The organism is Chitinophaga dinghuensis (assembly GCF_003259435.1).
GTDB classification, from domain to species: Bacteria; Bacteroidota; Bacteroidia; order Chitinophagales; family Chitinophagaceae; genus Chitinophaga; species Chitinophaga dinghuensis.
The window spans coordinates 419,585-432,102 of record NZ_QLMA01000007.1; the positions used below are offsets into that span (position 1 = coordinate 419,585).

Annotated in this window: 10 protein-coding genes; 8 read left to right on the forward strand and 2 right to left on the reverse strand. The window is 43.8% G+C overall.

Features of this window, described 5'->3' with window-relative positions:
• Positions 1 to 147: 147 nt before the first annotated feature.
• From CLV59_RS21520 to CLV59_RS21545, 6 genes are all read left to right on the forward strand, one after another.
• Positions 148 to 1,257, forward strand: a complete 1,110-nt coding sequence (locus tag CLV59_RS21520) for an acyltransferase family protein (protein WP_111594138.1) — start codon at positions 148 to 150, stop codon at positions 1,255 to 1,257.
• 104 nt (positions 1,258 to 1,361) lie between these two features.
• Positions 1,362 to 1,913, forward strand: a complete 552-nt coding sequence (locus CLV59_RS21525) for an RNA polymerase sigma-70 factor (RefSeq protein WP_111594139.1) — start codon at positions 1,362 to 1,364, stop codon at positions 1,911 to 1,913.
• Between the two features lie 47 nt (positions 1,914 to 1,960).
• Entirely contained in the window at positions 1,961 to 2,935 is a 975-nt protein-coding gene (locus tag CLV59_RS21530) for a FecR family protein (protein WP_111594140.1), read from the forward strand.
• 233 nt (positions 2,936 to 3,168) lie between these two features.
• Positions 3,169 to 6,411, forward strand: coding sequence for a SusC/RagA family TonB-linked outer membrane protein (locus CLV59_RS21535; protein WP_170137857.1), 3,243 nt, complete (start codon positions 3,169 to 3,171; stop codon positions 6,409 to 6,411).
• A 10-nt stretch (positions 6,412 to 6,421) separates the two neighbouring features.
• Positions 6,422 to 7,960, forward strand: a complete 1,539-nt coding sequence (locus CLV59_RS21540; protein ID WP_111594142.1) for a SusD/RagB family nutrient-binding outer membrane lipoprotein — start codon at positions 6,422 to 6,424, stop codon at positions 7,958 to 7,960.
• 51 nt (positions 7,961 to 8,011) lie between these two features.
• Positions 8,012 to 9,052: a glycosyl hydrolase family 18 protein gene (locus CLV59_RS21545; protein ID WP_111594143.1), complete on the forward strand. Its 1,041-nt coding sequence runs from the start codon at positions 8,012 to 8,014 to the stop codon at positions 9,050 to 9,052.
• A 64-nt stretch (positions 9,053 to 9,116) separates the two neighbouring features.
• On the opposite strand, the gene CLV59_RS21550 is transcribed toward CLV59_RS21545, so the two are convergent.
• Complete coding sequence (locus CLV59_RS21550; protein WP_111594144.1) at positions 9,117 to 9,806, reverse strand: TauD/TfdA family dioxygenase; 690 nt, start codon at positions 9,804 to 9,806, stop codon at positions 9,117 to 9,119.
• Complete coding sequence (locus tag CLV59_RS21555; protein WP_111594145.1) at positions 9,784 to 10,773, reverse strand: hypothetical protein; 990 nt, start codon at positions 10,771 to 10,773, stop codon at positions 9,784 to 9,786. Before CLV59_RS21555 ends, CLV59_RS21550 begins: the two co-directional genes overlap by 23 nt.
• 451 nt (positions 10,774 to 11,224) lie before the next feature.
• Between CLV59_RS21555 and CLV59_RS21560 the strand changes: the two genes are divergently transcribed.
• Together CLV59_RS21560 and CLV59_RS21565 are read left to right on the forward strand one after the other, a co-directional pair.
• Positions 11,225 to 11,983, forward strand: coding sequence for a class I SAM-dependent methyltransferase (locus tag CLV59_RS21560; protein ID WP_111594146.1), 759 nt, complete (start codon positions 11,225 to 11,227; stop codon positions 11,981 to 11,983).
• Positions 11,984 to 12,090: 107 nt separating this feature from the next.
• Complete coding sequence (locus CLV59_RS21565) at positions 12,091 to 12,516, forward strand: PaaI family thioesterase (protein ID WP_170137858.1); 426 nt, start codon at positions 12,091 to 12,093, stop codon at positions 12,514 to 12,516.
• Positions 12,517 to 12,518 lie beyond the last annotated feature (2 nt).

The following is a 12,518-nucleotide window of genomic DNA, read 5'->3' on the forward strand; positions in this document are numbered from 1 at the left end:
TCTTGAAGTCTGATAGATAACGGAATTGTCACGGGTAAGTTATAGATGGAGCGGTAATACAGATTTACCCGTTTCTGGGTGAATATTACCAGGGGCTTTCACTTCCAGGAATAGCAGCCTATTTTATTGTGCCTATATTCATCAGTTATGGAGAACAACTTACTAAAGACGAAACAACATTTTGAAGTACTGGATGGGCTGCGAGGATTGGCAGCCCTTTCTATTGTGGTATTTCATTTGTATGAGTTTATGACGCCCGACTATACTAAAAGTCCGATTGGTCATGGTTACCTGGCAGTAGATTTTTTCTTTTGTTTATCGGGGTTTGTGATTGGATATGCTTATGATGAAAGGGCGCTGAAGCTGGGATTAAAAACCTTTTTCGTCAATCGTTTGATTCGTTTGCATCCTATGGTGATATGGGGAAGTGTGATTGGATTATTGGGATATGTTTTAGATCCGTATATAGGAGTCGGTTCTGTGACAGAGGCAGGTACTGTAAAAATAATAGCTGCTTTTCTCTGTTCATTGCTGATGTTGCCATTTCCCTGGTTACCAGGAAGAGGGGGTGGGTTGTTTCCTTATAATACGCCGGCATGGTCACTTTTAATGGAATATGTCATTAACATCGTATATGGGTTACTGTTAGTACGCATAGGCAGACGCTGGTTGTTGGGCCTCCTGGTGCTTTCTGCGGTTTGGATTGCAGCAGTAGCCAGGCACAGAGGATGGATTATTACCGGATGGGATGCGCCTACTTTCCTGGATGGATTTGCCAGGGTTACTTTCTCTTTCCTTGCAGGATTAACGGTATTCCGTTTTAACCTGGTCATTAAAAACAGGTTGCATTGTCTGCTGTTAGGGGTGTTGTTGATGGGCGTATTCGTGTCTCCCCATATGCTGAATGACTGGATAGCTGAAATGATAATGGTAATGTTCGTGTTCCCGTTACTGTTATCTCTTGGCGCTGGCGCCACTGTCAGCGGTTGGTGGCGGAATTGTTGTGTTATTACAGGTAGGCTGTCATATCCTTTATATATGACGCATATCTGGGCGGTGTGGTTGTTTGGGAATTATGTTATGAAGACGAAACCAGGCATGAATGAAATGTACCTTACAGCGGGGATCGTGTTTGCAGGTTCCCTATTGATGGCTTATGTAGCCATGCGGTTTTATGATGAACCTGTAAGGAGATGGCTGACAGACAAGGTGGCTGGTCGCGCCAGTAAGCAAGACATGCAGAAGGTATTGTCCTGATGGCGGATGGTTGATTAAAGAGATTGTACTTATGTTTCTGATAAAATCTTTTGAAGGTTTATAAATTTTTGTATCATTACATCATCCCTATTAGGATGCATTAAATGAAAGACGTTTTTCCCTATTCCCCGGCACAGGTTACGGAAGCTTTTCGTAATCGGGACATACAAATCTTTCAGGAATTATATAAAGCATATAGTGAAGAGCTATATCTGTTGGCACATCATTGGGTAAAAGACAGTGATCTGGCCAGGGATATTGTTCATAATTTGTTTGTTCATCTTTGGGAGAAGGCGGATCAGGTTATTATTGAGGGACAGGTAAAGCATTATTTATTCCGGGCGGTAAGCAACCGGTCGTTGAATGAACTGAAACGACGAAAGCGGCATGTAGGGGAAGAATTACTACAGTTCCAGGCGGATGAGCAGTCATTTCACCATATGGCTGATTATGTCCTTTTTCAGCGGGAGCTGATGCAGCATTTACAGGGGTTGCCACCCCGTTGCAGGGAAATTTTTCTGCTCAGTCGCATACATGGGCTGGAACCGGCGGAAATCGCGTCTCAGCTTAATATCTCTCTCAATACCGTTTACTTTCAATTATCTATCGCCCTTAAATCTCTTCGGGTATCCCTCCTCGGGAAAAAAAAATTATAAAAGTATCAAAGTTTAGGTTTCCTGGATTGTCATTATAGTATACGCATATGGAGCAACATATCAACGATACTATCATAGCCTACCTGAATGATCCGGGTAACCAGGAGCTGGCCAATTCACTTGAACCCTGGCTGAATGCCTCTGCCGACAACCGACAGTTGTTTGAGGAGATGCGTCAGGTTTGGGAGTCTGCTGGTCAGTTGCCACAGGAATTCTCTTCTCAGAAAGGATGGGAATTGTTGCAGGAGCAATTGACGGTCGTTCCAAAATCAACTATGCGCGTGCGATCGGTGAACCAGGTATGGTGGCGTGTGGCTGCAGTAGTATTTCCTTTATTGGTACTGACAGGCATATGGTACTCTCACAATACCTCGTCAGCAGCATGGCATACCTTTGTAGCCAGCCGTAATGGAATTGACAGCGTATTGCTGGAGGATGGCTCTCAGATAATATTGCGTCCGGGGACCACTGTATTATGGCGTTTTAATTCCTCCAAAAGGGAAGTGAAAATGCAGCAGGGAGAAGCTTTTGTGAAGGTAGCAAAAGATGCTACCCGCGCTTTCTCGGTACAACTGCCCAATGGAACCGTCACCGTATTAGGCACCTCCTTTAATATTAAATCAACGCTTCGCTATAGTGATGTTGCGGTCAGGGAGGGTCGGGTAAGTATCAGCGGCAATAAAGGAACATCTACTATTCTGACAGCTGGCGATCTCGCCGTTATTGATTCAGCAGGGATGGTAAGTAAGTCGGCCGGAAATTATGCATACCGCAGTAACTGGACGAATCCGCAGCTTCGCTTCCGCAATATGAAACTAGATCAGGTGGTTCGTATCATGGAATCGGCTTATCAGATTAAAATAGCGATACAAGATAGCAGGTTATCTGCGATATCATTAAATGCGGATTTCTCTGAAGTTACACGGGAAGTCGCGCTGGAGGAGCTTGCCGTGTTATTGAATACAGATCTTAAACACCTGTCAGACAGCACATATCAATTAGGAACGTCAGAAACAAAATAATGCCTAATAGCACATATTGTCAATAAACCAGAATCGATCAAAAGTTAATTAACAACCAGGGTCAAGGGAATCGCAGCTACCACAACTGTTAGTCACGCTCGGATGTAATCTCCCGATCAGCATTGTATTACTGCCTGTTGAATGGCGCAGCTGTTATCAGCTGTAGGCTGCTTCATGTCAGCATGGAAGAGGTATGCCAGGATCTTGACAAGTTTTTTAAAACACGAAAATCAATGAGAATCATTTGTCGTATACTCGTTGCCATTGTCTTGCTTTGCAGCTGTGGCCGACTGTTGGCACAAGATAAAACAGATCCCCTACGCATAAAAATTGCGTTGGATGTCAAGGATATGGCGGTGCAGGATATCCTTACTGTTATAGAGCGTCAGGCTGGTGTGTCTTTCGCCTATACGCAGTCTGTAGTAGCTAATTTGCCCAAACGCTCCTTTCATGAAAAACAAGTAGCCGTTGGCGTTATACTGGAAAACATTTTTCCGGCTGTAAAATATACTATCCGCGCAATTGGCAAACAGATAATGATCCGTGAAACGGTTAGTCACCGCTTAACTTTGGGCGATTCGTTGCCTGCGCCCAAAGTGGTGGATATGAATACTGTTGTGGTCACTGCTTTGGGATTGGGTCGTCAGGAACGATCTCTCGGTTACGCATATACGAATATTAAAGGTAGCGAACTAACAACAGCCCGCGAGAATAATCCCCTGGAAGCCCTCAGCGGAAGAGTGGCAGGATTGGATGTAAATGCCACTAATAGCGGTGTAGGTGGTTCTGTAAAAGTGACCTTGCGCGGGGTGAAGATAATAGGGGGAGATAACCAGCCGTTATACGTTATTGATGGAGTACCTGCCAGTAATTCCTCTGCAGGCCAGGCAGATAAGTATGGCGGTTATGATCTGGGGGATGGCTCCTCTATTATTAACCCGGATGAAATAGCCACTATTTCCGTGCTGAAAGGAGGCGCTGCCACCGCGTTGTATGGCAGTCGCGCAGCGAATGGCGTTATTCTTATTACTACTAAGAAGGGCTCTGGTAAGGGGCTGGAAGTGGAATTGAATTCCAATGCAGTAGTGGAGAGTATTAACAATAGTTATGATTTCCAGGAAATATATGGCAGTGGGAGAGACGGAATGCTCCCCAAAGATGCCGCTACCGCTCAGGGCTATGCACAGTCCAGCTGGGGCCCGAAAATGAGCAAAGACAGCCTTGTCTGGCTATGGAATGGTACGCAGGTCCCTTATGTAGATGCCAGGAACTCCATCAAGAAATTTTTCAGAACAGGATTAACCTTAACCAATTCTGTTTCCGTTTCTTCCGGTAATGAACAGACACAATTAAGATTAACGTATACTAATCTGCATAACAACGATATTGTGCCTCAGAGTGGTCTGCAACGACATAATCTCGCACTGAGGGGTACCAGTAGGCTTACCTCCAAACTGAGTCTGGATGCAAAGATTGCTTATCTCAATGAGAAAGTGGATAACAGACCTGCTTTGTCTGATAATCCCAATAATATTGGTTATGTATTGAGTGGAATTGCGCCGAATATTGATATTAACTGGTTGAAAAATTACAAAGATCCGGTTACCGGAAAGTATATCAACTGGAATAATAATCCCTACCAGGTTAATCCATACTGGGCCATTAATGAACAACCCAATAGCAGTCAACAAGACAGGCTGAATGGATTTGTACAGTTGAAATATCAGCTGTTACCGGAGCTCTCTGTGCAAGGCAGGATAGGAACTGATTTCACCCGTTTTAGTTTTAGAGAGTTTATGGAGGCAACCACACCATTCAATGAATCAGGTATGATTGTGCTGAAAGACAGGTCCCTGCGGGAAACCAATGGGGAACTGATGCTGAATTTTGGTAAGCAGGTTAAAAGATGGTGGATAGGCGCCAACCTGGGTACTAATCGCATGGATTATAACGATAATCAGCTGATCACCACCGGTAGAGATATTAGTGTGAAAGGCGTACAGAGTATTAATAATTTCCAGACGAAAATCAGTACAGAAATGATTTCCCGGAAACGTATCAATTCTGTGTATGGAGCCGTGAATCTGGCATTTGACCGATTAATTTATCTGGACATTACCGGGCGTAATGATTGGTCATCCACACTGGCCGCCGGACATAACTCCTTCTTTTATCCCTCAGTGTCCACCAGTTTTGTATTCTCTGAATTAATGCCGCATATGGACTGGCTGACCTTTGGGAAGTTGCGGCTTTCCATTGCACAAACAGGAACAGATGCAGTAGATCCTTATCAGCTGAAATTAACCTATGGCAGCAATACGGATATGCCGACCGTAGGGGGCTATGCAATTGGTGGCGTAGCAGTAGACAAGGTTCCGTTTTACGAGCTGAAACCCAGTATTAGCAGGGCGTATGAGGCTGGAGTTAATCTTGTCTTCCTGCAAAACCGGTTAAACCTGGACGTCACCTGGTACCAGTCCAATACCCGTAACCAGATACTGAATGCGCCTATATCTTCCACCAGTGGTTACACTACTGCCGTTATCAATTCCGGGAATGTACGTAACAGAGGGATAGAAGTAACGGTCATGGCTAAACCAGTGGTATCCAAAAATTTCAACTGGGATCTGGGATTCAATTTTGCCCGTAACAGGAATAAAATACTTGCATTGAGTCCGCTTGTTTCCGGTTATTACACCCTTGCTTCTGCACGTTGGGCCAATGCCTCTATTGTAGCGCAGGAAGGCCAGGAATACGGCATGATAGTAGGACGGAAATTTCTCCGCAATGATCAGGGACAACTCATCCTCGATGCTAATAACCTGCCACAGTATGATGCCACAGATGCGCGACTGGGTAATGGGCAGTATAACTGGATTGGAGGGATTACCAACCGCTTCTCTTACAAACATTTTTCGCTGAATGTATTATTGGATATCAAGCAAGGAGGCAATATTTACTCCATGACGAATCTGCTGGCCTATGCCAACGGCCGGCAAAAAGGTACAGTTGAAGGGCGTGATGAATGGGCCGCATCTGAAAAAGCGCGATTGGCAGCAGGCAAGTCACCCGATCAGTGGACGGCAACCGGAGGGCTTCCTGTGACTGGCGTACAGCAGACTGGAACGGATGCCAATGGAAAACCTGTGTATACCAATGTGAACGCCTATGTAAATCCACAGGCATACTGGCAGCGCGTAACGGATAATATACCCGAACCTTTTGTATATGATGCCTCATTTGTAAAAATCAGACAGGTCAACATCGATTATCATTTTCCTGCCGCAATGTTTAATCATAGTATTATCCGCGATTTGTCTGTTTCGCTGGTCGCCAGAAATCTCTTCACCATTAGTAAACATGTACCGAATGTAGATCCGGAGTCGAGCTATAATAACGGGAATGGTCAGGGCTTTGAGTATGGTTCTCTCCCTACCCGGCGGTCATATGGGATTAATCTTTATGCAAAATTTTAAATGAGGAAAGATGAAACGCAACTATTATATACTCGTATTATTTTTCATTAGCCTGGTGATGAACAGTTGTACCAAAGATTTTGAACAACTGAATACCGACCCTACGAAAGGCTCGTCTATTGCTCCAGGGCAACAGTTGGCTTCTGCGGCTTATTTTATGACCGGCGGAAGAGAAACGGGTTATCCCAATCTATATTTGTTGCTGCCAAGGGTGCAATATGTAAACGGGGCATGGGGAATGCGATCTGGTACCAAATATATCCGTAATGATTTTTATAATGATCGCATCTGGGAAATATATTATGGGAAATGTATTAAGCAACTGACGGATATGATTGCCCGATGTAAAGATGATCAGGATCTGGTGAATTACATTGCTGCAGGCAGGATACTGAAAGTATATCTGTTTTCTATTTTAACGGATTGTTATGGAGACATACCGTATTCGCAGGCGGGAGTAGCCTATTACCAAAAGGTGTATACCCCTGCCTATGATCGTCAACAGGATATTTACCATGATTTCTTTAAGGAGCTGGATGAAGCCGTAAAACAGTTCGATGCTTCTAAACAAGCTATTGCCAACGATATTGTTTACAATGGCGCTATAGATAAATGGAAAAAACTGGCCAATTCCCTTCGTTTACGCCTGGCCGTTAGAATCACCAATATTGATCCTGCTACAGCCGCGCAAGAGGCTGCAGCGGCTTATAAAGGTGGTGTCATGCAATCCAATGACGATAATTTCCGGATGGTACATGAAGCATTTAACTTTCCGGACCTTCGGGGGAATGGTTTGAGCCAGTCGCTCAGCGAAGCAGATACCTACAAGTACACTATTGGCTGCACAACTTTTACAGATTATCTGAAATCAGAGCAAGATCCGCGACTGGCTGCATTTTTCGTCAATAAAGATGCCGATGGTAATGATATCACTGCGCTTACCAATTACTTTGCTATTCAGCCTGGTTTGTATTGGTGGGATCAGTGGGCCGATTTCGTAGCCAAGGATGGAACTGTGATACCACACGGCAGTAAATTTTGTACGATCAACCCAGTATTTGTCAGTTTGGGAGCATCTTTCCTTCATATGGGGTATGCAGAAACGGAGCTGTTATTGGCAGAAGCAGCAACGCGGAATTGGATTACGGAAGATGCCAATGCACACTACCAGCGCGGGATCCGTGCAGCGATGAAGCAATTGGAAATGTATCCGGGCATGGCGCCGATTAATCAGCAGCAGGCGGATGCTTATGTAAACGCTCATGTATTGACTCCAGGGAAAGCCATAGAGCAGATAAACATGCAGAAATGGGTGGCGCTTTTCCCCAATGGAGCAGAGGCTTTCGCTAATCAGCGCCGCAGTGGATTCCCTGTATTACAGTCGGTACAGGATGTGGGCGCAGAATCTGAAACCAACAAACAACCTTTTAAAAGACTATTTTATCCGGGTACGGAAGCTTATAATAATACTGCCAATTATCAGGATGCACTCAGCCGTATTGGCGGGCAGAATGACTGGCTGAAGCCAGTATGGTGGGATAAGCAATAACAGCACACTTCGCACGCAAATTCATTTTCTTCTTATTTTAAATTGATACATATGAAACAACTACTCATCTGTATGGGGGTATTATTTACCTTTGCCTGCACTAAAAATTCTCAGGCGCCACTAGGACTTAGCAGGGGAAATACCAAACCAGTGACCGAGTCCCGAATTATCACCGGTTTTCCGAAAGGACGTGTGGTGGCCTATTTCTTCAGGTCGGACCACGATTGGCGTTCTCATCTCAGCAGTATTGACCTGAGTAAAATTACAGATCTGAATATTGCATTTATCAATCCCAATGCAAATGGCAATTTTGCCAATGAAAACTGGACGGCATTGGGGGCACTGATTCAATCTGTGCATAATCAGAGCAAACGGGTGTATTTTTCAATTGGAGGAGGCAATCCGCCGGCCTCGCTCGCCACTTATCTGAGCGCTGCCAATCGCAGTACCCTCATCAGTAATATCGTCTATTTTACTACCTATCTGGGATTTGATGGTATTGATATTGATCTGGAGAATGATCTGATTACTGGCGATACTGCCAGATATGCTGGATTTATTAATGATCTGAAAGTGGCTATGGACGCCAATCACAAGGATGTGAATGTGGCATTGGCCCAATGGGAAGCAGCAGATTATTTTATCTCTTCCACCACTTTGAATAAATTCAATTTGATAAATATTATGTCTTATGACTCTGTTGGTCCATGGAATCCGGGAGCGCCTGGGCAACATTCGAGTTATACGCTGGCGGTAAATAATTTCCAGTTTTTCCTCAGCCGGGGAGTGCCTGCTTCCAAACTTTTTATTGGAGTACCTTTTTATGGGTATGCTTTTGGTTCCAGTTCTACCCAGACAGGTTACAGCTATAATGATATTGTGACGGCTTATCCAGGTGCAGAAAACAAGGATACCGTTAATATTCCGGGAGGAGGCGTGATTTATTATAATGGCATACCGACTATTCAAAGTAAGGTGGATTATGCCACGAGTAATGGTGCTGGAGGAATCAGTATTTGGGAGATTCAACAGGACACTCCAAGCTCAGACAGCCGATCTTTGCTGACAACGATCTATAATAAAATGCAATAGTGTCATAGCTCCAGCAACAAGAAAAACAGGTGATCTTCTGATCACCTGTTTTTTTATAATAAAATTACATGATCAGTACTCTGTTGATGGTTCTGGAATAGCCGGTTTCTACAGAAGTAAGTCGTCTGCCATGGGCGAATTTCCAGTTGTCCATGATAAGCAAGGTCCCGGGATTGAAAGGGACTTCAATCAGGTTATCAATTACCAGTTGATCCCAGTGATTGAAAGCTTCCCAGTCTTTCTCGATGGTGTCTGAACGCAGGCGATAGAATACATCTCCGTTGAGATAGTTTACCAGTTTGCCTTTCAGCTTTCCGCTACTTCTGTTGGAAGGGTGGAAGATGTCCAGGTTTTTATCGATCAGGCTTTGTTTTTCTTCTTCGCTAAGTTTTTCGAAGGCGCCATGAATGTCGGATACATGCATGTGATTATTCTCAAATCCACTGGATTCGCGGCAATACAGGATGAGGTATTTTGGTGGAATACGCCAGTAAGATTTATCGTTATGCAGCGGAACGTTTTTAGAACCAACATTTGAGGTGGTATGAATAACGGTGATGTGGTCATTTCCTCTGCCGATGGGAATTACTTCTCCGAAGAAGTAGGCAATAGAGAGCAGGGTATCTGGAGAGATATCGCCGATATTGGCAACGGCATATCCCTGATCTTCTAATGGGCCGGTAATGGCTTGGAGGATTTCTGCTTCATCCGCGGCAAAGGTAGAGAGGTCCTTATTTAACGTCGTAGCTTGCATGATCAAATGTATTATTGTGAATCAAATTTTTTTCAATCAGATCTTTGTAGGTAGGCAGGTTGTTAAATCTAAACTGTGCATTCGCCTTTTGTACATCGGAGTAGCGGAGGAAGTCGAATGTATAGTCTGCCGGAAGGAAGGTAGGCGGTGGCAGGATAAAGTTGCCTACTTCTTCGTATAGGCGTCCGAACCATGTCTGGTCGGCGAATTTAGGGTGAAAGTGTCTTTCTGTTTCTGCACTTTCCAAACCTGCGTTATCATTACTTAGTCGCAGTGGATGTTCTGCGCCGATATAATCATCTTCCACGATTTTTTGCACAATTAATTCCTGGTTATTGCGGAGTATCTCATCTGAGAATTTGAATGACATGAGATAGGGAACAGACAGTCCGCCTTCTTGTCTGTAATCTGCCAGGGAATCGAATCTTCTTTCAATTTCATGTTTGGTGTCAATAGCGGAAATGGATACGCGCAGTTCCGTTTTATTGGCAGCGAGTTTGCGCATGACTTCAACCGATGGTTTGGTGAAAACCTTCGTGATGATGACCATGTGAATATTGTATTCCATTAAGACATCCGAGATGGGGCCTAATAGTTCCCAGGATTTTTTGGAGAGGGAAACATCTGATACCCAGCCTTGTCGGAGCCAGCGTTGGTCAGGCGACAGTTGCTCAATAGATTTCCTGAAGAGTGCTTCATCAAAGTTATTGATATGTCTTGCTCCGAAATTGTATCCTTTGTTGATCCAATATTCAGCTGCAGAACAATTGCCATAGCAAATACTCTTAATTGGCAGACATCCGGAGTAGATATCAGTCATTAAATACTCAAATGGAAGGCCTGCACTTTTCCCGCATAGGATATCATATACGGGCATGGTAGACAGGTCCTTTTCATTGACCGATGTGAGTGAAGGTCTTTGGAAGGCAAGGGCTTTGCTATCGTCAAATTTCAACAAACGATTCATGTAATTCATTTTTTAGGATGAAGTAATACAGGTTAAATATTATTGAGGGTCATGCTTTAACTAAAAAACGGGATTTTAAATTTTGATAGAAAGATTTAAAACTTCCAGGTCACAACAATTTTCTCTTCGGGTTATTTCGATAGTAAACCGAATGTAGTGAAAAAAATAAACCAATGGAATTTTTTTTCTGTTAACGTTGTATTACCAAATCAAAAAGCATCTGTTTTCTATATAAACTGCAAAGTGGCTGCAGTGAGCGGTTACAATATGTACCGTGTAATAATGAGCCATAGGGCGTTTGGAGCGAATGATGTCTTCCGGAAAAAATAATTAAAGAAAAATTATTCGTTGGAATGGAAGCAATGTTTTACATTTAAAATATCATTGTAAATTTATTTTTACGATCATTTTCCGGAATCATCCTCCACCTGTATTAAACTGGCATTAACCCATGAACAACACCACAAGGTTCAGTAACAGAGCAGAAAATTATGCCCGCTATCGTCCGGGTTATCCTGCTGAAATTATTCCTTATCTGAAAAACAGTATACAGCTGAACAGTAGCAAAGTGATCGCTGATATTGGAGCTGGTACAGGTATTTCTTCTGCCATCTTTTTGAAAGAAGGCAATCCGGTATTTGGTGTGGAACCGAATGATGCCATGCGTCAGAAAGCGGAATTGTATTTAATGCAGTATCCGGATTTTCATAGCGTTTGTGGTACGGCAGAGACGACCCGCCTGCCGGATAGTTGTGTGGATGTTATCCTCGCGGGGCAATCCTTTCATTGGTTTGATCAGGCGGCTACCAAAGTAGAATTCAAAAGAATTGCGAAGCCTGATGCCCATATCATTATTATGTGGAATGTCCGGGAACTGAATACCGATTTTGCAATCGCATATGAAAACCTGCTGGCTACTTATGGCAGGGATTACACAGCGGATGGCCGGGATGTAGCCTCCGAACATAAAACGACCTCTTTCTTTCATCCCTGTAAGTTTGAAAAAGTGACTTTCTCAAGTAGGGAAGAACTGAGTTATGAAGTGTTGAAAGGCAGATTATTATCTACTTCTTTTGTGCCGGCAGAAGAGGAGGAAGACAGTATTCCTATGATGGTTACACTGGATGCTATTTTTGACCGTTACCAGGAATCCGGTAAGGTTAGTTTTGACTATACTACTACTTTATATATTGCCAGGGCGCATTGCTAACGGCGCTCCTTTTGACGGAGATAACGGTAACGTATGAATGAAAATTTGCAGGAATGATTATCCCGGCGCATTATCCTATATTCGTATATTATCAACACCAGTATCATATGAATCCCGTTGCTCCGGAAATAGAAAAACGAATACACGACAGCTTTGGCCGGCAAAAACTCATGACTGCCTATGGCGCAAAGATCAGCGCTATCGGTCATGGATATATGGAAATCAGTCTCGATCCGCAAGACTTTCTCCTGCGTACTTCCGGCATTTTTCACGGCGGCGTACTGGCTGCCATGGCAGATACTGCTGCCGGTTATGCCGCTGGTACTGTACATGTGAATGACGCCAGTTTCCTCACCGTAGAATTTAAGATCAATTACCTGAACCAGGCCAAAGGAACGCAATTAATTACCCGCGCTAAATTGCTGAAAAGCGGTTTCACACTTACAGTGGCGCAAGCAGATCTTTTTACCATAGAAGAAGGGCAGGAAAGACAGGTGGCCACCGCCCTTGTAACGCTCATGAAAGCAAAATAATT